Genomic DNA, 21,508 nt, shown 5'->3' with positions numbered 1-21,508 from the left:
CCAGTTGCACTCGTCTGGTCCGACTGTTGCGACCGTATCACGGCCGCGACCGGAAGACGGCGTCAGACCCCCTCACGTGGCGGGGTTGTGGACCTCCTGTGGGGCGACGGACCGTGGGGAACTGTGACAACGGACGGGACGAGTTTGCGGTTCTTTGCCCCTCTCCGGCCTATTCAGGACTACGGGGCGCGACAGACGAAGGCGGTGGTGGTCGTCTCCGAGCCCCCTCAAGGCCAACCATGTCAAACACGCACTCGCGAACCCGACCAGTCCGGACCCGACCGCAGCTCGATTCGAGCGAGATCGAGACGATGCACGACGTCTTCTCGGACTGGGAGCGGCGCGCGATACTCTACTACCTGCAGGACTGCGGCAACCGCGCGCCCGTCGAGGAGGTAGCGGCCCACCTCGTCGGCTGGTGGCGCGGCGAGGACCGACCCGCCGCGACCGACGAGGACGCCGTGACCCGCGTCAGGGACAGGCTCGGGTGCGCGCACCTGTCGAAGCTCGACGACTTCGGCGTCGTCGCCTACGACCCGCGGACCGATACCGTCCGTCTCGCCGAGGACATGAAACTCTCGATCAGCGAACCCTGGTCGGACCGCTCGGACGCGAACGGGGCGGACACGCGGCTCGTGGGCGAGGAGTCCCGGCGGTAGCCGAAGATCGCGTGCCCGATCGAACGGTCGCCATCCGGCCGGTATGCAGTGATTTCGGCCCGGAAGGGTGGCCATACCCTTCAGGTGGCGGCGTAAGGTTCCTAACGCCAGCCATCCAAGTCATATCACTCTGTCACCCGCGCGTGGGCTCGTCCAGTCGGGGGCTGGACTGGGTCACGCCCGGGTGACGGGCAGGCATCCACGACCCCATGGAACGGAACGTTCACGTTTGGCTTCTCGCGGTCCTCGTAGTGACGAGTGGCGCGGCCACGGTCGCCTCGGCGGCCGCAGGGCCCGGCCAGTCGGCGTCGGCGGGCGACGCCGAGATCACCGACGTCTCCTATCGGGGTGACGGCGCGGTCACGGACTACGAAGACGGGTTCGCCATCTGGCGGACCGCCGACCACTCCTTCGCGACCACGGTCGCCAGCGACGGCGGACTCGACCAGGGAGTCGTCTGTCTGGGCCTCGCGTCCGCGGACGGCGACCTGGGCTGTACGGAGTTTTCGGTCCCGGCCGGGAACAACCAGACCGCTACCGTCGAGGTCGGCGACTGGCCGCAGAACCTGACCGGCCAGCAGGAGCTCCGCGTCGCCATCGGCGAGACCAACGGCTCGACCGACCTCGACAGCGAGACCATCCCGGTCACCGTCCTGCTCCGCGAGGGCGACCTCGACGGCGACGGCCTCACCAACGAGCGGGAGGCGTCGCTCGGAACTTCGCTCCGTTCGAACGACACGGACGGCGACGGCCTCTCCGACGAAGTCGAAGTCGAGACCTACGAGACGTCGCCGACCAACTCCGACACCGACGACGACGGGCTCTCGGACTACGAGGAGATCGAGCAGTACCAGACGGACCCGACGAAGGTCGACAGCGACGACGACGGCCTGCCCGACCCCCGAGAACTCGAACTCGAGACGAACCCGAACAAGGCCGACACCGACGGCGACGGCGTCGACGACGGGATGGAGGTCAACACCTACGGCACGGACCCGACCGAGCCGGACAGCGACGGCGACGGCCTCGACGACGGCGCCGAGATCAACGAGTTCGAGACGAACCCGAACAGCGCCGACACCGACGAGGACGGCCTCGACGACAACCTCGAAGTCAACACCTACGACACCGATCCCAACCAGATCGACACGGACGAGGACGGCCTCGAAGACGGCGCGGAGGTCAACCAGTACGACACCGACCCGACCGACCCCGACACGGACGACGACGGCCTCGAAGACGGGCCCGAAGTCAACACCTACGAAACGAACCCGACCAACCCCGACACCGACGGCGACGGCCTCGAGGACGGGCCCGAAGTCAACGAGTACGAGACCGACCCGACCGATCCCGACACGGACGGCGACGGCGTCCCCGACCCCGAGGAGGTCGACGCCGCTGGCGAGGACCTCCCCCTCGCCCTCGCCGGGCTCGTCGGCGTCGGCGTCGCGGCGGTCGCGGTCGTCGCTTTCCTCGTCTGGTCCGGGCGCGCACCGGTGGGACGGATCCGCCGCGCGTTCACGGGCGAGGAGGGCGAACGCGCCGAACCCGACGGGACGAACGGGGATCCCCCCGCGTCGGAAGCGGACGCGGCTCCCGCCGCGGTCGTCTCCGAGGGGGGAACGCAGGCCGCCGAGAGCGAGGCGGCCGCCGACGCCGAGGAAGTTCCGACCGAGTTTCTCTCCGACGAGGAGGTCGTGTTCACGCTGCTTGACGACCACGACGGTCGGATGCGACAGGCCGCGCTCGTCCAGGAGACCGACTGGTCGAAGTCGAAGGTGAGCCGCGTCCTCTCGGCGATGGAGTCCGACGACGCCATCGTCAAGGTCGACGTGGGCCGCGGCAACGTCGTGATGCGCCCCGAGGATCTCCCGCCGGGCGCCGAGTCGGCCCTCGAAGAGTGAGTCGTCGCGGCCGCAGGCTCGCGGCCGCTGGGACGCCACAGCCGGGTGAGTTATTTCCGCCGTCGATCCGTAGACCTACCATGCGACTCAGAACCGTCGCCGTCGCGCTCGCGGCCGGGTTGGCGGCGTTTCTCGCCGTCGGCGCGGCCGTCACCGAGTTCGCCCTCCGGTGGATCGAGTTCTCCCTGTTCGTCGGGATCCCGGTGGGACTCCTCGCCGGGTTGACGGCGATCGGGCTCGTGATCGCCGGATTCGGCGCGGAGGTCTCACACCTCCGACGCCGGATCGCCGTCACCGTCGCCACGTCCGGCGTCGCCTTCCTCCTCGTCCTCACCGTGACTGTCGGGGCGCTCGCCGTCCGCAACTCCCACGCGCTCGTCGTCGCGACCGCCGTCGGTGCGCTCACCGGCGTCGGCGCCTTCGCGCTCGACTACTCGGAGACGGCGGTCCTGGCCGGGTGAGAGCGGAGGATCGCCTGCCGACTCCCGGCCTACGGCGCGAACTGCGCCAGCACGGGGATCTCCTCGATCCGTTCGTCGTCCAGCGCGTTCCAGTCGATGCCGTCGGGTCGTTCGTGCGACGTCTCCGTTCGGATGACTCGCTCGGGCGTGACGATCACGTCGAGCGGCACATCGTGGGCGTCGACGGCGATATTCTCCCGGACCTGTAGTTCGTGGACGGTCGTGACGACCGTCGTCTCGGCGTCGACGAGGTCGAGTTTGGAGAGGACGGCGAACTCCAGGTCGCTGTAGCCCTCGCCCTTGCCGACGCGGGCGCCGTCGGGCGAGACGGCGACGCTCCCGACGACCACGAGGTCGATCCGGTCGACGGCGTCGGGGCCGACCTGTTCGGCGTGGTCGGCGACACCGGAGACCGTCGCGGCGGCGTCGGGGTCGGCGAGTTCAGCGGGGTCGAGCCGGTAGAAACAGCGTCCGTCCCGGAGTCGGGGGACCGCCATGTAGACGGTCTTGCCCGCGTCGAGCGCGCCCCGCCTGACGGGCAGTTGCGGCGCGTCGGGATTGGCCTTCAGCGTGTCGGCGTCGGTCCACTCCTCGAGGTCGGCGAGGCGGTCGGCAGCGTCGGCGGCGCCGGCGAAGTTGGGGATGCGGCCGTGGGGCGGGAAGGGAAAGCAGGCCTCGCCGCTGTCTTCGAGTTCGTCCCAGATCGTCTCGCGGAGCGGCTGTTTGTCCACGCGCGCTCACCCGGTTCAGAGGACGTCGGAGGCGGCGGTGTCCCGCTCGACGTCCGTGGTAACGTCGATGTTCTGGATCAGCTGGACGAGGTCGGCCAGTTGCGGGAAGGTGTAGACGGTGACTTCGACGTCGGCGTCGGTGGCGACGACGTGGGAGTCGACGACGAAGGCGATCTCTTCGTCGGGCCAGCCGCCCATCTCGTCGACGATGGCGTTGGCCGGGCCGAAGATGAACGAGGGCGTCGACATGTCGATCGTGGTGTCGAGGACGTTCGCCCACCCGTCGATGAACGCGCTGGTCATGATGTTGCCGATCTCCTGCATCGCCGAGCGCTCGAGGTCGGTGAAGTGGCCGTCGGCGGCGTCGGCGCTGTCCATGTCCCCGACCATGCTCTGGGCGAGGCGCTTGCTCCCGTCCGGTTCGAGCATGAAGAGGACGTAGCCGTAGGGCGCTTCGGTCAGCTGGACGTAGATGCCGACCTGCTCGTGGTCGCCGAGGTGCGTCCGGACGTCAGCCATGTCGAGAAAGCTGATCTTCGAGACCTCGATCTCGGTGTGCAACCCCGAGAGCTGGTTCAGATGGTCGGAGACGGTATTCGCCCCCTCCTTCGCCATCTCGTTGAAGAGGGCAAGTTTCCGCACGTCGACCTCGTAATCCATACCCTTCCGTGGCTCTCGATCAATGTAAACGCTCTGGGCCCCGGCGACGCGGCCCCGACCGCAGGCGCTGTGCGGGCGCTCTCCTGGTAGTTTGCGAGTACCGCGATACGTGATACATAAGCGACGTATACTCTTGGGGATGTCGGCCGCGGTATGCAATGGCGGGGTGGGCGGTTCGGCGTACCCCCGGCGACCGACCAACCCGTCGAGACCCCACACATGCCGCTCTTGACGACCGATCCGACCGGGCTCGACTCGTCGACCATCGACGAGTACCTCGGCACAGTTTCGGGTTCTGTGTCCGACCTGGAACTGCTGCTGTGGGTAGTCGTCTGCTGGGCGCTCGTGCTCGACATCGTCCTGACCGCGTACGGCCTCTCCGTCGGACTGGCCGAGCGCAACCCGCTCATGCGGCAGGCGCTCGACGCGTTCGGGCTCGGCGCGCTCGCCCTCGCGAAGGCCGGCGCTGTCGCGCTCGCGCTCGTCTTCCGGACCATCTGGCCGGAGTACTCACTGGTCGCCCCGATCGGTCTCGCGGTCCCATGGGTACTGGCCGTGGTCTTCAACGCGGCGCTGCTCGCGTCGCTGTGAGCGACCCGCCTCGGGCCAGCGCCCTTTGCAACGGGTAACAGCGAAGCCGCCGTCGATTGGGCCGGAAGTGATAGCAAAGCGATCCTTTTTTACCGAGCTGTGACGACGTGTCACACGCACGACTCACCCCTCTGGGTGGGGGGTAGCGTGCGGTGGGTACGATGCGCGGTCCACTACTGCCGAGTACGACCAGATCGTGGGAGACCGTGGGCCTCCCCGTCGTCGATATCGACGGGCGGCTCGTCGAGAGAGCGCTGTGGTCCGTCGTGATCGCGACGGTCGTGCTGGACGTCGCCACGACCTGGCTCGGTCTCTCGATGGGGCTCACCGAAGGGAACCCGGTGATGCGACAGGCCATCGACGGCGTCGGATTCGTCGCGCTCGTCGCGACGAAAATCCTCGTCGTCGGCGGTGCGCTGTGTCTCCGGGCCGTCCGTCCCCGTCACGGGACGGTCATCGCACTGGGGCTCGCGCTCCCGTGGACAGTGACCGTGCTCGTCAATGCGGTCGTACTCGCGACAGTCTAACCGACGCATCGCGTGTCCGCTGGCCCCGGAACGGCCGTGGGATCCGTTCCGGCCCGGCCATCCCCTCTCCACAGTCGAACGCGGACTCAGGCTTCGTTCGCCCGCTTTTTCGCGAGCACCGTCCGCTCGAACGAACAGACCAGCGTGTCGGTCCCCGACTCGACGCGATACGCCTCGACTCCCATTGTCACGACCCCTCGTTCGCCGTCGCTCGTCTCGCGCTTGTCGATGACCGTCGACTCCGCGCGGATCGTGTCGCCGTGGAACACCGGTTCCGGGTGCTCGACGTCGTCGTACGAGAGATTCGCGACGATGGTCCCGTCGGTCATGTCGGGGATCGACAGCCCGACCGCGAGGCTCATCGTGTAGAGGCCGTTGACGAGCCGGTCGCCGAACTGCGTCGACTCGGCGAACTCGGCGTCCAGATGCAGCGGCTGCTGGTTCATCGTCAGATCGCAGAAGCGCTGGTTGTCCGACTCGGAGACGGTGCGGCGCTTGTCGTGGGCGATGGTCTCGCCGACCTCGAAGCCCTCGTAGTAACGCCCGGGCATATCGAACCCGTCGGCCGCCCGCGAGAAAAGGCTAGGCGCTCACTTCACGATGTCAATCTTCCGGCGGTCCATCGACATGGCGACGGCGATGATGACGACGAACCCCAGCACGATGTCCTGGACGAACGACTGGATCCCGACGAGGTTCATCCCGTTGGCGAGTACGCCGATGACGAGCACGCCCAGCAGCGTCCGGTGAGGCCCGCCGACGCCGCCGGTCAGCGCGGTCCCGCCCATGACGATCGCCGCGATCGACTGGAGGAGCAGCCCCGACCCCATGCCGGGCGCCGCGGAGGCGGTCCGCGCGGTCAGCAAGGCGCCGGCGGTCCCGCAGAGCAGCCCCGAGACGACGAAGGCGCCGATCTTGTAGCGGTCGACGTTCACGCCCGAGAGGTCCGCGACGTTCTCGTTCTCGCCGAGCGCGTAGCAGTAGCGGCCGAACGGCGTCTTGAACGCCACGAACACCATCACGCCGTAGATCAGCAGCCCCCAGACGACGAGGTTGGGGACGCCGGGGATGACGTGACCGGTCGCGATCTGTCTGACTCCCGGGTTCCGGTAGGGGACGGAGGTCCCGCCGGTCATCAGCAGCGCCGTCCCCGAGAGGATCGACAGCGAACCGAGCGTCACGAGGAACGAGGGGATCTTGAACTTCGCGAAGACGATGCCGTTGAGGGCCCCGAACACCGTCCCGGCCAGGATGGCCGCCAGGAGCGCCAGCACGCCCAGCTGGTAGTCGGAGATGAGGATCGCGGCGATGACGCCGGTGATCCCGACCATCGACTCGACCGAGAGGTCGATGCTCTGCTGGAGGATCGGGAACGTGCCCGCCAGCGAGACGAGCAGCAGTATCGTGCTGTTGCGCAGGACGTTGTCGACGAGGTTCGAGAAGGTGAAAAACACCGGACTGGCGATGCTGAACCCGATCATCAGGACCGCGAGCAGGGCGAACGGCCCGAGGTCGATGACCCAGTCCTGTAGCGTCCGGTCTTCCGCGATGCTCTCGAACCGTTCCCGCAGCGCTGACTGTGACGTTCGCTCTGACATTAGATCATCTCCGTTATGAGGTCCGACTCGGCCGGTTTGGTCTCGGGCGGCGCGTCGACGACGTCGACCAGCCGCCCCTTCTTCATCACGCCGATGCGGTGGGACATCCCGATGACCTCGGGGAGTTCGTCGCCGATGAAGACGATCGAGACCCCCTCTTCGACGAGGTCACGACACACCCGGTAGACCTCTTCTTTGGCCGCGACGTCGATGCCGCGGGTGACGTTGTCCATGACGAGGATGTCCGACTCCCGGGCGAGCCACTTGCCGAGGACGACCTTCTGCTGGTTGCCGCCGCTTAGCTGGTGGACGAGCGTGTCGACCCCCGGCGTCCGGATGTCCAGTTCCTCGATGGCCTCCTCGGCCATCGCGGTCTCCTTGTCGTGGTCGATGAGGTTGAGCGCCGACCCGAGACCGAACAGGCGATCGGTGACCCGATCGGTCCCGATGCTCGGCAGTGAGATGTTCATCGGGAGCGACTGGTAGAGCAACAGCCCCTCGCTCTTGCGGTCCTTCGGGACGTACCCGACTCCGGCGTCGACCATCTCCGACATCGACCCGGGCTCGACCGGCTCCCCGCGGACCCGGATGGTCCCCGAGTCCGGCGCGTCGACGCCGCAGAGGACGCGCCCGAGTTCGCTCTTGCCGCAGCCTTCGACGCCCACCAGCCCGAATATCTCTCCCTCGTGGAGGGCAACGGAAACGTCCGACAGCTCGTCCTCGCGGGAGATCCCGTCGGCCGACAGGACCGTCTCGGCGTCGCCGTCCAGCGGCCGCTGGCGGTCGACGCGGTAGTACTCGTCGGCCGTCTCGCGGCCGACCATCGCCTGCTGGAGGGTGGACTCGGTCGCCTCGGCGGCCGACTGCTCGCTGACGAGGGCGCCGTCCTTGAGCACGTAGATCCGGTCGCTGACCTCCAGAACCTCGTCGAGTTCGTGGGAGACGAAGACGAACGACGCCTGGTCGCGCAGTTCCGCGATCCGCTCGAACAGCAGGTCGCGGCTGTCCTCCTCGAGACCGGCGGTCGGCTCGTCGAGGAGGATGACCGGGTTGTCCGTGTGGATCGACTCGCTGAACGCCTTCGCCACTTCGAGCATCTGGCGCTGGTTGAAGCTGTAGGATTTGACCGGTTGAGAGACGTCGAGGGTGATGCCCAGGTCGTCGACGACCTGCTGGGCCTCCTCGCGCATGCGGTCGCTGTCGATGACGCCGCCGCGGGCGTAGTCGGGGATCCGTCCCAGGTAGAGGTTCTCGTAGCCGGTGAGATTCGGAACCACGTCCTGTTCCTGCTTGACGATCGCGATGCCGCGCTGGGCGGCGTCCCGCGGGCCGGAGACCGTTACTGGCTCCCCGTCGATCACGATCCGCCCGTCGGTTGGCCGGTGGATCCCGGTGAGCAGCTTCAACAGCGTGCTCTTGCCGGCCCCGTTCTCCCCGACGAGGCCGACTACCTCGCCGGCCTGTATCTCGAGGGAGACGTCGTCCAGCGCGTCGACGTTTCTGAACGACTTCGAGAGCCCCTCGACCCGCAGCCGGGGCGGTGCGTCGCCTGCCGATTCGACTGTCGACGAGTCGCTCGCCGTGTTAGCTACCATCGTGTGGAACTACGCGTAGGGGTTCTGTCCGTTCTCGAACCGATCGCGGTAGTCTTCCTCGACCCGGTCGAACAGTTCGGCGTCGTCGTAGACGTCGGGCACCTCGTAGTTGCCCGGCTTGTTGTCCTCCGTCCAGAGCAGCTGGCTGAAGTCGTCGCGCCGGATGGGCACGAGCAGGTTCTGCGGGTCCCAGTCGTCGCCACTCTCCTCGATGGACATAGCCTCCCAGTCGTAGGGCGACTCGCCGTCGCTGAAGGCGATGTCGAGGTACTGGGACGGTTCGGTGAACGAGACGTCCAGGTCGCTGAAGGTGTCCTGCGAGAGCGAGTCGTTGAGGATCATGACGCCGCCGCCGAACATCATGCGCTCGGGGACCTCGGGCCGCCAGCCGTGGAGCCAGTCGTACCCCTTGACGACTGCCCAGCCGCCCTGCCAGAACGGCTGCGCCGCGAACGTGCCGGCGACGTAGGGCTCGCCGGAGTCGGCCGACCGGTCGCGGATGAGTTCGGTCGTCTCCTGGAAGCCGTCGTAGCCGACGACGGGGAGCGCCATGTCGTTCTCCTCGAGGACGGACAGCGCCCCGAGGGCGACGCCGTCGTTCTGGCCGTAGACGCCGTCGATGTCGTCGCCGTACTGCGAGATGAAGTCTGACATCGCCTGTCGACCCGTCGAGCGGGTCCACTCGCTGGGAATCGGGTCGCCGAGACGCTCGATGTCCGGGTAGTCCTCCATGGCTCGCTCGACGCCCGCGTTGCGGTGGGAGCCGACGTGGCCGGGGACGCCCGTGATGTGGACGAAGTTCCCCGAGCCGCCCATCGCCTCGAAGAGCACGCGCGCCGTCGCCGCCCCCGTCCGGACGACCTCGGGGATCTGGTACTGGAGGAACTCCGGCCCGCTGTCCATCGGCGTCCACCAGTTGGCCATCGTCCAGTAGGAGACGAACGGGACCCCGCCGTCGGCGGCGGTCTCGGCGACCGACCGGACGCCCGAGTTCTGGTAGGCGGTCCCGGTGATGATGTCCGCGCCGGCCGAAATCGCCGACTGCAACTGAGAGATCTGCTGGGACTCCTGGCCGCCGTGGCCCTGGTAATCGACCGAGAGCCCGAGCGCCTGGGCCGCCTCCTGGGCGCCCGCGAGGAACGTCTGCCAGATGTCGTTCTCCAGGTTGTCCGGTGAGACGAACGCCTCGTCGATCTCGCCGTCGTACGACCACTCGTCGCTGGCGGTCCCACCGCCGCCACCGCCGCCGTCCCCGCCGTCGCCACCGCTCGAACAGCCGGCGAGCCCGGCCGCGCCGAGAGCGCCGACTGCTTTCAGATAGTCACGTCGCTCCCTGCTCAGTCCGTCCGCCCTGTCAGAAGGCATGTCCCCTAAATACCCATGATTTATTATAAAGGTTAGGTAAAATTTGACGGTCGGTTGAACGGATGTGGCCCATCAGGTACCGGGTAGTCGGCGAATACCGGCGGGAACAATCGGAAATCCACGGGGAGTCGACAGCGACGAACACCCGACGACGACATCGTGACGGCCGGAGAGGCGCGACACGTCGTCGCTGTGCGTCTCGGCGGACTCCGCGTCGCCCGCCCGTAGCTACAAACCGCTGGCCGACCGACGTTCGAACATGGCACGCCGGAGCCTCCTGTTCTCGCCGGGCGACCGGCCGAAACTCATGCGGAACGCCCCAGCTACCGGAGCCGACGCGGTCATCTTCGACCTCGAAGACGCGGTGGCACCCGGGAAGAAGGACGCGGCCAGGGAGGCGGTCCGGCACGTTCTCGCCGACCTCGACGCAGACTGTGAAGTCTGCGTGCGCGTCCAGCCCCCGGGCAGCGGCGCCAGCGACGACCTCGAAGCGATCCTCGACGGCACGGCGTCGCGAGCACCCCTCGACGCGCTCGTCCTGCCGAAGGCCAGCGAAGCCGACGATGTGAACGCGCTGGCCGATCTGGCGGCCGAGCGCGGCGCCGACCTCCCGATCCTCGCGCTCGTCGAGACGGCCGCAGGCGTCCTCCACGCCGAGGGGATCGCTGCCGCGCGTCCTACTGATGCCCTCCTGTTCGGCGCCGAGGATCTGGCCGCCGACGTCGGCGCCACTCGAACGGACGAAGGGACCGAAGTGCTCTATGCCCGCGAACACGTCGTCCTCGCGGCCGCGGCGGCCGGTGTCGACGCCATCGACACCGTCTACACCGACTTCGAGGACGAGGCCGGGCTGCGCGCGGAGACGGAGTTCGCGCTCGAACTGGGCTACGACGGGAAACTCGCGATCCATCCCTCGCAGGTCGGGCCGGTAAACGAGACGTTCACTCCCGGCCCCGAGCGCGTCGAGTGGGCCGAGCGCGTGCTCGCGGCGCGCGAGGAGGCCGACGCCGAGGACCGCGGCGTCTTCGCCGTCGACGGGGAGATGATCGACGCGCCGCTCATCGCGCAGGCCGAACGCGTACTGGAGCGGGCCCGCGCCGCGGACGGACAGGAGTCCTGATCGGTTCCGTTTCGGCCCGAACGAAGCGGTTCTCGACGTTCTTTCGGATCGTTGGATTTCCGCCGATTCAGTGCCTGAAATGTGGTTCTATCGGCGATCGGCCGAATCCTTTTCCACGCGCTGGCCCACCTAGTCGGCATGTCCGAGGAGGCCAATCCCTTCGAGAGTCTTCAGGAGCAGGTCGACGACGCCGCGGCGCACCTCGACGTCGACCCCGGGATGCTCGACCGCCTCAAGCGACCGGAACGCGTGCTGGAGGCGAACCTCTCTGTCGAGATGGACGACGGGTCGGTCGAGGTCTTCCGCGCGTTCCGCTCGCAGTTCAACGGTGACCGCGGCCCGTACAAGGGCGGCATCCGCTATCACCCGCAGGTCTCCCGCGACGAGGTCAAGGCGCTGTCGGGCTGGATGGTCTACAAGTGCGCCGTCGTCGACATCCCCTACGGCGGCGGGAAAGGCGGCATCGTCGTCGACCCGGACGACCACTCCACGGCAGAACTCGAACGGCTCACCCGCGCCTTCGCCACGGAGTTGCGCCCGCTCATCGGCGAGGACAGGGACGTCCCCGCGCCGGACGTCAACACCGGCCAGCGGGAGATGAACTGGATCAAGGACACCTACGAGGTCCTCGAGAACACCACAGCGCCGGGGGTCGTCACGGGGAAAGCGCTCGACAGCGGCGGCAGCGAGGGCCGCGTCGAGGCCACCGGCCGCTCGGTCATGCTGACCGCCCGCGAGGCGTTCGACTACCTCGACAAGGAGATGGGGGGTGCGAACGTCGCCGTCCAGGGATACGGCAACGCCGGCTCCATCGCCGCGCGACTGCTGGAGGACCTGGGCGCCGACGTCGTCGCCGTCTCGGACTCTTCGGGTGCTATCCACGACCCAGACGGACTGGACACGCGCGCCGTCAAGGAACACAAGACCGAGACGGGCGACGTCGTCGACTACGGCGCCCCCGAGACCATCTCGAACGAGGACCTGCTGACGCTCGACGTGGACCTGCTCGTCCCCGCCGCGCTGGAAAACGCCATCGACGGCGATCTGGCCCACGAGGTCGAAGCGGACGTGATCGTCGAGGCAGCCAACGGACCGCTGACGCCCGACGCCGACGACGTGCTGACCGACCGCGACGTGTCCGTCTTCCCCGACATCCTCGCCAACGCCGGCGGCGTCACCGTCTCGTACTTCGAGTGGGTTCAAAATCGCCAGCGCTTTTACTGGACCGAGGAGCGCGTCAACGACGAACTGGAGTCGATCATCGTCGACGCCTTCGACCGGCTCACCGCGACCTTCGAGGAGCGCGACCTGCCGAACGTCCGGACCGCCGCATACGTCGTCGCCATCGAGCGAGTGCTGACCGCCAGCGAACAGGCTGGCGTCTGGCCGTAGCGAGCGGGCGGAGCTACCTCTCGTCGATGCCGGTCCCCGTCAGTCGACGTACGGCTCTTCGATCGCCTCGTCGCTCCCGAACACCGCCCCGATCCGCCGAGTGACCACGTCGAAGACGGTGATGACCGGTCCCAGCAGCGTCTCGACCGCACTGACCACCGGCGCGACGGACACGGCCCACTGCTCGGCGTTCCCGAGCCCGACGGACTTGGGGACGATCTCCCCGAACAGGAGAACGAGCGTGCTCGTGACCAGCGTCGCGACGACGACCGCCGGCCCGGGTTCGAGGTAGCTCGTCACGAGCACGGTGACGATGCTCGAAATCGCGACGTTGACCACGTTGTTCCCGACCAGCAGCGTCACGAGCAGGCGATGGGGGTCCTCGACGAGTCCCTGTAGCACGCGGGCTCGGTCGCTGTGCTCGGCCTGTTCGTCGATCCACGCCTTCGGGAGCGAGAAGATAGCCGTCTCGGAACTCGAGAAGAAGGCGCTGCACGCGAGCAACACCAGCGTCGCCACGACACCCGCAACCGCGACTGAGAGCCCTGCCATGCCGCCCCGTTCTCCACACCGTCGGAAGTATTCCGGGGCTCGCGTCCGCTGCCCGCTCGCAGTTCGTCCCACTCGTTATGTCCCGCCGGTCCGAACGCCCACTATGCCCGTCTACGAGCGCGAAACGGTCGTCGACGCGTCGTTCGACGACGTCTGGGAGTTCCACTCCACCGCTGCCGGACTGGAGGCGCTGACCCCCAACTGGATGCGCCTCCGCGTCGAGTCGACGGTCGGACCCGACGGCGAACCCGACCCCGACGTACTGGACGCCGGCTCGAAGATCGAGGCCACCATCGCCCCCTTCGGCATCGCGCCGCGCCAGCGGTGGACCTCCCACATCGTCGCCCGTGAGGAGCGCGACGGGCAGGCGCGCTTCCGCGACGAGATGGTCCACGGCCCCTTCCCGACGTGGGTCCACACCCACAGTTTCGAGGGGCTCGGCGACCGAACTCGCGTCCGCGACCATGTCGAGTACGAACTCCCCGTCGTCGGGGGTCTCCTCGGTCCGCTCGGCTGGATCGGCTTCGAACCGATGTTCCGTTATCGCCACCGGAAGACGAAGGAATTGCTCGAAGAGTAGTGGGAACGGGAGCCGGGTCGCGCTGTCGAGAGGTGGCGGTTTTCAGGTAGCTGTTCCGCCAGAAAGCCTTTCACCCCGAGCGTCGACTCGCTCATGTGTCACCGAAGCGACGATACGTGGCCACAACCGTCGCGACGCTCCTTGCAGTCAGCGGCTGTCTCTCCGCCGTCCCGGCCGGTCGATCGCCCACGCCGACCGAACCCGGCGGCTTCCCGGCGCTGACGAACGAGCAAGACCCGCAGACGGTTAGTCTGGAGAACCGTTGGAACCGCACCGTCACCGCGCAGCTCCGGGTCGTCCGAATCGCGACCAACACCACGGTCCACGAACGGACGTACGACCTCTCACCCGGGACCGAACAGACCGTCTACAACACCAGCGTGGCCGAACCCGACGGCATCGAATCGTTCCGGATCGCGTTGACCGCGCGGGGGACCACCGAACGGACGACCATCGAGAACGACGCCTGTCACGGCGGCGCGTACGGCGAGATCGAGGACGACGGAACCGTCAGCCTCTACCACGCCATCTGTTGATCGGAGGGGTAGGCAGTCACAGTTAGCGGCCAGCCTCCGGCGACACGTCACGATAACCCGGAAATCCAGTCGGGGTAGGCTAACGACTTTCCGGCTCCCTGACCTATACGGAGACATGACAGACGTAGCCATCGTCGGCGGCGGCCCCGCCGGCCTGAGCGCCGCACTGTTCACCGCCAAGAACGACCTCGAGACCGTCGTCTTCGACACCGACGAGACCTGGATGCACAAGGCGCATCTGGTCAACTATCTCGGGATCAAGGACATCGGCGGCACCGAGTTCATGGAGGAGAGCCGCGAGCAGGTCGACGAGTTCGGCGTCGACCGCCGACAGGGCGCGGAGGTCCAGACCGTCGAGCGCGACGGCGACCAGTTCCGCGTCGTCACCGACGAGGACGACCTCGCCGCCGACTACCTGATCCTCGCGACCGGCGCGAACCGCGACCTCGCCGAGGATCTGGGCTGTGAATTCACCGACGAAGACGTCGTCGACGTCGGCGTCGACATGGAGACCAGCGTCGAGCACGCCTACGCCACCGGCGCGATGGTCCGCGCCGAGGAGTGGCAGGCCGTCATCTCCGCCGGCGACGGCGGCGCCGCCGCGCTCGACATCCTCTCGAAGGAGAAAGGCGAACACTACCACGACTTCGACGTCCCCGACGACTTCGAGTAAGCGCGACCGTCACTTCGTCGGGACGTGCAGGTAGGCCCGGATGGCGGCCGAGTCGGGTTAGTCACGCTGGTCGGCCGCCGCGCCCGGCGGACCCAGTCGGATTCTGAGCGTGATTCCGATCGATAGCAGCAGTGCTGCAAGACCGATAATCGAAAGCACGGGCATCACCGCCGGGTCCGGACCCGTCTGTCGTTGCGAGAGCGACCAGAGACCGAGCGCCCCCGCAGCCCCGCCAAACAAGAGACACCAGTACATCGCCAACTCCGCAACCTGCCGCCGCATACGTGTCAGTCGTACCTGTAATACAAGTGTCTGTTGGAACCCGTGAACGAAGTGCCGGCACGGTAGTAACGCCATCCGCTCCCGAATCACGCCGTCACTCGGGCAGTTCGGCGGTCACGTCCCGCAGCAGGCCGTCGATGATCTCGGGGGTCGTCGGGTGGAAGGCGCGGTCGGGTACCTCCCGGACGTCCAGTCCCATCTCGACGACGATCTGCATGGTCTTGGCCATCACGTCGGCGTGGTAGTGCAGGCCCTGCCAGCCCAGCACCGTCGCGCTGTCGCGGTCGACGACGAGTTCGGCGAGGCCCTCGGGGGCGTCCTTGGCCTTGAAGACGCCGTCGTCGCTGGCCTGTCGTCTGGCGACGACGATGTCGTAGCCCGAGTCGCGGGCCTCGCGTTCGGTCATGCCGACGCGGGCGTAGGGATAGACGCCGAGGCCCGAGAAGATGACGTGGTGGGTGACGTTGTGGTACTCTTCGAGGGGGACGCCCCGCTCGCGTCGCAGGATGTTCTCGGCGGCGGCGTAGCCCTGTTCCTTGGCGACGTGGAGGATCTGTTCCTTGCCGTTGACGTCGCCGACGACGAACACTCGGCCGTCGTCGCGGGCCTGCATCGTGTCGAGGACCCAGTCGGGACCGGGTTCCAGGCTCGTGTTCTTCAGACCGAGACGACCGAGACACGGGCGGCGGCCGGTGAACAGGTACAGCTCCTCGGCCTCGACGACCTCGTCTTCGCCGTCGGCGTGTTCGAGGAAGAGGCGAACGCCTCCGTCGTCGGTGGGTTCGACGCGCTTCTCGTAGGAGTTGGTCGGGATAGTCACGTCGAAGGCCTCGCGGTAGAGGTCGAGGATTGCGTCGCCGAAGGCCGGGTCGGCCTCGTCGAGGGGGCGCTCGTCGTGTTCGACGACGGTCACGTCGGTCCCGCCGACCTCGCTGAGGTACGGGACCATCTCCAGCCCGATGTACCCGAGCCCCATGACGGCGGCCGAATCGGGGAGGGCGGTCTCGTCCAGCAGGTCCGCGCTCGTCTGGTAGTCGACGTCGCGGATGCCCGGGAGGTCGGGGACGTCGACCGCCGACCCGGTGGCGATCACCACGTAGTCGCCGGAGATCGTCTGCCCGCCGGCGCGGAGCGTGCAATCGTCGACGAACCGCGCGGTGTCGTGGATGAACGTCACGTCCTCGCGCTCGGCGAGGTCGTGGATCGACTCGCGGCGGTGTTCGGCCCACCCGAGCGTGTGCTCGTCTTTGCGCCTGACAGTGCGCTCGACGTCGACCTCGTGGGGCTTGCCGCGGAGGCGGTCGTCGTGGCGCGCCCGGAAGCGATGGGCACCGGCCGAGAGGACCTCCTTCGACGGCATGCACCCGCGGAGGATGCAGAGTCCGCCGCCGGGCTCGCCGTCGTCGATCAGGGTGAGTTCCACGTCCGGTTCGTCGGCGAGTTCCTCGGCGACCGCGGCGCCGGCGCTTCCGTAGGCGCCGATGATGACAACGTGGACCATACTACGCGTTCGCGGACCAGGCGTAAAGCGTTCGGGGGCGATGGGCCGCTTCCGTTGCGCTCCGAGAAGTAGTGATCAGGCGATGAGCCAAAGGGCCTGGACGCCTGCTCAGTCCTCGACCGATGTCTCCGGAGTCGGGTTGCTACCGCGCCCGTAGAGCAACTTGGCCGCCCGCGAGCGGTTGAACACCCGGTCCCAGAGGACCAGCACTGACGGGAGGACCAGCATCGACGCGATGTAGGCGTAGATGACCGAGAGCGCGGTCAGAACGCCGAAGGCGCCGATGGCCGGGTTCAGCGCGAACACGAGCATGCCCATGCCTGCGACGGTGGTGAGCATGCTGCCGGTGAGCGCGCCGCCGGTGCCTCGGACGGCGCGGTCGAGGGCCGTGTCGATGTCGGCGTGATGGTACTCGTCGGCGAAGCGGTGGACGACGTGGACCGAGTAGTCGATCCCGAGTCCGATCGTCAGCGAGAGTATCACCCCGTTGATCGCGTTGAAGTCGATCCCCAGATAGCGCATCGACGCGACGACGAACGTCACGGTCACGGCGATGGGGACGACGTTCGCGATACCGAGCGAGGGGCGCCCCTCCAGCACGCCGTAGACGACGACCAGGAACAACGACGCCCCGACGAGCGTGATGATCAGGCTCGTGATCACGGTGTCGAGGATCAGGTTCGAGGCTTCCTGGAAGATGACGGCGTTGCCGGTGGGCGTCGCGTCGAGCGGGGTCTCCGCGGCGACTTCCGTGGCGTCGGCGGTCACCTCCGCGTTCGTGGCGTCGGGGTTGACCGAGTAGGTCACGAGCGTGCTCCGGTGGTCGTTCGACAGGACTCCCTCGACCCCGCTTGCGGGCGAGGATTCGAGGTGCCCGTAGACCGCGCCGAGGTTGTCCTCGGGGATGCCGTCCGCGTCGAGGTCGTTCCGCGACACGAGGTCGCGGAACTCGGGGTCGCGCTGCTGGTAGGACTGGACGACGGTGACGACGGACTGGCTCTGGGCGTAGCGGCCGTCCCGCTCGAAAGTCGGGGGCGGATCGCGACCGATCCGGCGGACCCGGTCGAGCGCGTCGTCACGTTCCATCTGGGCCTCGACGAACAGCATGACCGAACTGCTCGACTCGAAGTTGTCGTCGATGTAGTTCGTCTTCTCGACGTAGCTGTACTCGGGCGGGCTGAACGGGTCCGGCAGGTTCTTCTGCCAGTCGGGAAGCTCGTCGTACTCCGGCGGGAGGAAGTCGTCCTCGGTGAAGCCGGTGTCGACGCCGGTGGCGTAGACGCCCGCCGCTCCGCTCGCGAGGAGCACGACGAGCATGAACAGGGCCGGTGCGCGCCGCGAGACGGTGACCCCACCGCCGAGCAGGCGGCCCAGCGTCGACCCCTCGGAGCCGAGCGGCCGCTCGCTCATCGTCGGGATCGGATAGCGAGCACGCATGCGGTCGATCTTCACCTTCGCGGCCGGGAGGAAGATCCCGAAGATGAGGAAGGTGAAGCAGATGCCGATGGCGGCGACGACGCCGAAGTCGCGGATTGGGTCAAGCGCGCTCGGCAGGTTCGAGAGGAAGCCGATGACGGTCGTCCCCGTCACGATGAAGAAGGCGACGAGCAACTGCTCGGTCGTCACCTGCATCGACGTGCCGACCGGCTGGCCCCGCTCGCGCTCCTCGCGGTAGCGGTTGACCGCGTGGATGCCGAAGTCGATCCCGACCGCGATGAGCAGCGGCGGGACCGCGACCAAAAGCGGGTTGAACGCGATGTCCGCCAGCCCGAGGAAGCCGAACGTCCACAGCAGCGTCAGCAGGATGGCGACGACCCCCAATATCAGGTCGACCAGATCGCGGTAGGCCACGATCAGGAAGAGGACGATGAGGATGAACGCCGCGGGGAGCACGAGCGCGAGCGACGACCCGATAGTGTTGGGCGCGCTCCCGACGATCTCGATATCGCCCCCGACGGTGGTGAGGACGCGCTCGACGCGCTCTTCGCGGGAGTCGATGTCCCGTTCGTGGGTGACCGTGGCCTGGGCCGCCGTGGCGGCGGCGCTCTGGCGATCGAAGTCGTCGCTGACCTGCGAGCCGAGCCCTCCCGAGTCGGCCGCGCGTCGAACTGCCTGGTCGATCTCCGTGGCGGTCGCCGACTCGACAGCGTCGATCTGTGCCTCGACCGTCGTCGCCTCGGGATCGAGTTGCTGGGCCACGGTCCGGGCGGGACTGGAGACGCCCGTCACCCGCAGATCGCTGTGGTCCTGCAACCGATCCTGTGTCCGCAACATCCGCAGGAGGCTCGGTCGCGAGAGGACGTTCTGCTCGCGCTGGAGTAGCTGCGTGCTGGTCGAACTCTCGCCGAAGCTCGAGCCGAACTCGCGCTGGATGTCCTCGAAGGCCTCGAAGGAGTCGAGCCCTTCGACGAACTGGTTGCTACCCGACTCGGTCTCGACGTTGCCGAGGCCGAGCAGGAACACGCCGGTCAACAGGAGGAAGGCGAGGGTTATCCGCCCCGGATAGGCGGAGATGGCGTCGCCGACCTCGTCGGTGAACCACTGGAAGACCATCGGGTCACCTGCCGAATCGCAGGTAGCCACCGACCGCGATCACGGCGACCACGGCGATGGCGATCAGTGCGACCGGCAGCCCGCCCCCGCCGTCGTCCTCCGGTTCGGTGACGTCGACGGCGAAGCGGTACCCGCTGTCGAGCTTCGTGTCGCCGTTCTCGTCGTACTGGAAGTCCATCTCGAGGGGGTAAGACTTCGTCAGTGCATCGCTGCCGGCGCTCACCTCGAAGGTCAGGTCGCGCGACTCGCCGGGTTCGATCTGCTGGGCGTAGGCCTTGGCGTCGTCGATGCTGATCGGGTCGTCGGCGTACAGCGCCGCGTCGAGGTTCGTAACCGCGGTGTTGCCCCTGTTGGTCACCGTGACCGTAAGCTTGCGGCCCTCGCCGCGTTCGACCGTCGCGTCACCGGCGTCGATCGAGAAGCGGTCGCGCTGCTCGCGGACGCGCTGGCGCACGTCGAAGCTCTCGGCCTCGCGGCGCTCGTCGTCCTTGTTGCGGTAGGTCGGCCGGAGCGTGAACTGCCGCGGCCCGGCCTCGGCGGCCTCGCTGACATCCACGTCGAACGAGAACTCCTTCGAGCGGTTGACGCGGAGCATACCGATCGAGTACTCCCGTTCGAGCGGGGAGACGTTGGCGCTCTCGCTCTCGAAGACGACGACGACGCTATCCGCGCGCGCGTCGCCAGTGTTCGTGATCGTCCCGGAGAGCGTCCCTTCCTCGCCGACGCGCAGGTTCGAGCTCACGTTGGTCGCTTCGAACTCGTACTCGACCTCGGGGTCCGGCCGGACGCCGAACTGGAGCGTCCCGGACTCGCCGGGGTCACCTTCGGTGTCCTCGTAGCTGACCGACGCCTGCAGCGAGTAGCTGCGGGAGTCGGCGTCGGGCGTCGCCGTCGTATCGACGGTGAGCTCGCGGGTCTCGTTGGGGCCCCACGTTCCGATGTACTCGCTCGCGCTGGCGGACCCGCCGAAGACGAGGGCGCTACTGCTCGAGGTGATCGTGACCGAGGCGTCGCGGACCTCCGCGGGCCCGTCGTTGCGGACCGTCACGGTGACCGGGCCATCGTCGGCGACGGCCACGTCGCTGTCGACCGACGTGACGCTGAACGACTGCTCGGGTTCGGGTGTCACGCCCAGCGAGAGCGACTGGGACTGCATCGGCGTCCCGTCTTCGTCCTCGTAGTTGACCGTCGCGCCGAAGGCGTAGCGCTGTTGGCTGGCCGACTGGGAGGCGCTGACGCGATAGGAGATGGTCCGGCGCTCACCCGGTTCCCAGGCGCCGTCGACGTACCGCGAGGACGACGATGCCTGTCCGAAGGTCATGTCCGCGTTCTGCGATTCGAGCAGGACCGAGGCGTTGCGCGCGACGGCGCTCCCCGTGTTGCGCAGGGTCACGTCGACCGTGCCGGTGGCGCCGATGCGGGCCGTCGACTCGACGTTCGTCACGCTGAACTGCGCGGCCTCCTCGATCGTCAGGCCGACGGTGAAGTTCTTCCACGTGCTGTTGTGGTCGGTCTCGCCGGTCTGCGGGTCGACCGCCTCCGTGTAGTTGTAGCTGACGTTGACCGGGAGCTTGTAGGTGCCCGGTTCGGCGTTCTGGTCGACGTCCATACGGAACTCGACCGGCGTCGAGGACCCGTCGGGTAGCTGGGCGATGGCGCGTTCGTTCGTCTTGACCGAGACCGGCGCGTCGTGGTCGTCGTCGACGCTGACGCGCACGGCCCGGGCGGTCGTCACCTGCTGTTCTAACTGCGGGTTCGAAGCCGACCCGCTAGTGACGTTGCCGTCGTTCAGCAAGATGACCTGCAGGGACGTCTGTTCGCCCGGCTGGAAATCCGTATCCGGCACCGAGACGTCGATCCCCGGGTGGCCCGTAACTTCGTGTTCATCCGCCGCGCCGACCCCGACGACCGGCGCGAGAACGAGCAGTACGACTGTCGCGACTACCGTAGCCTGTGGCCGTTGCATGCGTGAGATCACGTTCCTCACCCGCCGAGCCGCGGGGACCAACGGCGGCGCCGCAGGTGTCGTCCGTCGCTTTCCGCCCCACCCCTGTCAATCATTGTAAACAGGAGGAAACGGAATTGTCGTTTACTACCTGTCGCGACCGAATCGCGATCCGGGCGCCCACCAGCAATCTTTGCCATACCATTGGTAACATTTAACACAGTATAGGGCGTAGCTACTGCTAGCGTCGAATCGAGAGACAGCGACGGAACGTGGACACTAC

General features: G+C 67.6%; 20 protein-coding genes. 10 read left to right on the top strand and 10 right to left on the bottom strand.

The genetic code is table 11. The annotated features are described in order from the left end of the window. Window positions 1–311: 311 nt before the first annotated feature. From AB2U09_RS10345 to AB2U09_RS10335, 3 genes are all read left to right on the top strand, one after another. A complete protein-coding gene (locus AB2U09_RS10345; protein WP_459192634.1) occupies window positions 312–659 on the top strand; it encodes a DUF7344 domain-containing protein in 348 nt (115 codons plus the stop codon). 251 nt (window positions 660–910) lie between these two features. Beyond that, complete coding sequence (locus AB2U09_RS10340) at window positions 911–2,563, top strand: helix-turn-helix transcriptional regulator (RefSeq protein WP_459192633.1); 1,653 nt, start codon at window positions 911–913, stop codon at window positions 2,561–2,563. Window positions 2,564–2,643: 80 nt separating this feature from the next. Next, on the top strand, window positions 2,644–3,024 hold the full coding sequence (locus AB2U09_RS10335; RefSeq protein WP_459192632.1) for a DUF8147 domain-containing protein: 381 nt from the start codon (window positions 2,644–2,646) through the stop codon (window positions 3,022–3,024). Between the two features lie 29 nt (window positions 3,025–3,053). On the opposite strand, the gene AB2U09_RS10330 is transcribed toward AB2U09_RS10335, so the two are convergent. Beyond that, window positions 3,054–3,755, bottom strand: coding sequence for a 5-formyltetrahydrofolate cyclo-ligase (locus AB2U09_RS10330; RefSeq protein ID WP_459192631.1), 702 nt, complete (start codon window positions 3,753–3,755; stop codon window positions 3,054–3,056). A 15-nt stretch (window positions 3,756–3,770) separates the two neighbouring features. After that, window positions 3,771–4,415 carry a chemotaxis protein CheC gene (locus AB2U09_RS10325; protein WP_459192630.1) on the bottom strand — a complete coding sequence of 215 codons (645 nt, stop codon included), beginning with the start codon at window positions 4,413–4,415 and terminating at the stop codon, window positions 3,771–3,773. A gap of 219 nt (window positions 4,416–4,634) precedes the next feature. Here AB2U09_RS10325 and AB2U09_RS10320 point away from each other — a divergent pair, with 219 nt between their 5' ends. Both AB2U09_RS10320 and AB2U09_RS10315 read left to right on the top strand, forming a co-directional pair. Further along, window positions 4,635–5,006, top strand: a complete 372-nt coding sequence (locus AB2U09_RS10320; protein WP_459192629.1) for a DUF5658 family protein — start codon at window positions 4,635–4,637, stop codon at window positions 5,004–5,006. Window positions 5,007–5,167: 161 nt separating this feature from the next. Further along, window positions 5,168–5,533 (top strand): DUF5658 family protein, encoded by a 366-nt coding sequence (locus tag AB2U09_RS10315; RefSeq protein ID WP_459192628.1) that lies wholly within the window; start codon window positions 5,168–5,170, stop codon window positions 5,531–5,533. Between the two features lie 86 nt (window positions 5,534–5,619). Here the strand turns inward: AB2U09_RS10315 and AB2U09_RS10310 are convergent, their stop codons facing one another. From AB2U09_RS10310 to AB2U09_RS10295, 4 genes are read right to left on the bottom strand one after another with little or no spacing between them, the layout of a single operon-like run. Next, window positions 5,620–6,084, bottom strand: coding sequence for a MaoC family dehydratase (locus AB2U09_RS10310; RefSeq protein ID WP_459192627.1), 465 nt, complete (start codon window positions 6,082–6,084; stop codon window positions 5,620–5,622). Between the two features lie 39 nt (window positions 6,085–6,123). Next, window positions 6,124–7,131: an ABC transporter permease gene (locus AB2U09_RS10305; protein ID WP_459192626.1), complete on the bottom strand. Its 1,008-nt coding sequence runs from the start codon at window positions 7,129–7,131 to the stop codon at window positions 6,124–6,126. Next, window positions 7,131–8,726 (bottom strand): sugar ABC transporter ATP-binding protein, encoded by a 1,596-nt coding sequence (locus AB2U09_RS10300; protein ID WP_459192625.1) that lies wholly within the window; start codon window positions 8,724–8,726, stop codon window positions 7,131–7,133. Before AB2U09_RS10300 ends, AB2U09_RS10305 begins: the two co-directional genes overlap by 1 nt. Window positions 8,727–8,735: 9 nt before the next feature. Continuing rightward, a complete protein-coding gene (locus AB2U09_RS10295; protein WP_459192624.1) occupies window positions 8,736–10,091 on the bottom strand; it encodes a sugar ABC transporter substrate-binding protein in 1,356 nt (451 codons plus the stop codon). 259 nt (window positions 10,092–10,350) lie between these two features. Between AB2U09_RS10295 and AB2U09_RS10290 the strand changes: the two genes are divergently transcribed. Beyond that, window positions 10,351–11,211 (top strand): HpcH/HpaI aldolase/citrate lyase family protein, encoded by an 861-nt coding sequence (locus tag AB2U09_RS10290; RefSeq protein ID WP_459192623.1) that lies wholly within the window; start codon window positions 10,351–10,353, stop codon window positions 11,209–11,211. 138 nt (window positions 11,212–11,349) lie between these two features. Then, window positions 11,350–12,603: a Glu/Leu/Phe/Val family dehydrogenase gene (locus AB2U09_RS10285; RefSeq protein ID WP_459192622.1), complete on the top strand. Its 1,254-nt coding sequence runs from the start codon at window positions 11,350–11,352 to the stop codon at window positions 12,601–12,603. A gap of 39 nt (window positions 12,604–12,642) precedes the next feature. Here the strand turns inward: AB2U09_RS10285 and AB2U09_RS10280 are convergent, their stop codons facing one another. Further along, window positions 12,643–13,155 carry a DUF21 domain-containing protein gene (locus tag AB2U09_RS10280; protein WP_459192621.1) on the bottom strand — a complete coding sequence of 171 codons (513 nt, stop codon included), beginning with the start codon at window positions 13,153–13,155 and terminating at the stop codon, window positions 12,643–12,645. A gap of 103 nt (window positions 13,156–13,258) precedes the next feature. Here AB2U09_RS10280 and AB2U09_RS10275 point away from each other — a divergent pair, with 103 nt between their 5' ends. The 3 genes from AB2U09_RS10275 (at window position 13,259) to AB2U09_RS10265 (ending at window position 14,944) form a co-directional block, all read left to right on the top strand. Next, window positions 13,259–13,735: an SRPBCC family protein gene (locus tag AB2U09_RS10275; RefSeq protein ID WP_459192620.1), complete on the top strand. Its 477-nt coding sequence runs from the start codon at window positions 13,259–13,261 to the stop codon at window positions 13,733–13,735. Between the two features lie 116 nt (window positions 13,736–13,851). Next, a complete protein-coding gene (locus tag AB2U09_RS10270) occupies window positions 13,852–14,271 on the top strand; it encodes an Ig-like domain-containing protein (RefSeq protein ID WP_459192619.1) in 420 nt (139 codons plus the stop codon). Between the two features lie 115 nt (window positions 14,272–14,386). Beyond that, the gene (locus AB2U09_RS10265) at window positions 14,387–14,944 is read left to right on the top strand and encodes an NAD(P)/FAD-dependent oxidoreductase (RefSeq protein WP_459192618.1); all 558 of its coding nucleotides are present in this window, start codon (window positions 14,387–14,389) and stop codon (window positions 14,942–14,944) included. A 376-nt stretch (window positions 14,945–15,320) separates the two neighbouring features. On the opposite strand, the gene AB2U09_RS10260 is transcribed toward AB2U09_RS10265, so the two are convergent. The 3 genes from AB2U09_RS10260 to AB2U09_RS10250 all read right to left on the bottom strand — a co-directional run bounded on the left by AB2U09_RS10260 (window position 15,321) and on the right by AB2U09_RS10250 (window position 21,246). Continuing rightward, window positions 15,321–16,727 (bottom strand): dihydrolipoyl dehydrogenase family protein, encoded by a 1,407-nt coding sequence (locus AB2U09_RS10260; RefSeq protein ID WP_459192617.1) that lies wholly within the window; start codon window positions 16,725–16,727, stop codon window positions 15,321–15,323. A gap of 108 nt (window positions 16,728–16,835) precedes the next feature. Then, on the bottom strand, window positions 16,836–19,310 hold the full coding sequence (locus AB2U09_RS10255; protein WP_459192616.1) for an efflux RND transporter permease subunit: 2,475 nt from the start codon (window positions 19,308–19,310) through the stop codon (window positions 16,836–16,838). Beyond that, entirely contained in the window at window positions 19,285–21,246 is a 1,962-nt protein-coding gene (locus AB2U09_RS10250; protein WP_459192615.1) for a COG1361 S-layer family protein, read from the bottom strand. Before AB2U09_RS10250 ends, AB2U09_RS10255 begins: the two co-directional genes overlap by 26 nt. Window positions 21,247–21,508: the final 262 nt, after the last annotated feature.

The organism is Halosimplex yunnanense (genome assembly GCF_054504345.1).
This window is presented reverse-complemented; position numbering and strand designations above follow the sequence as displayed.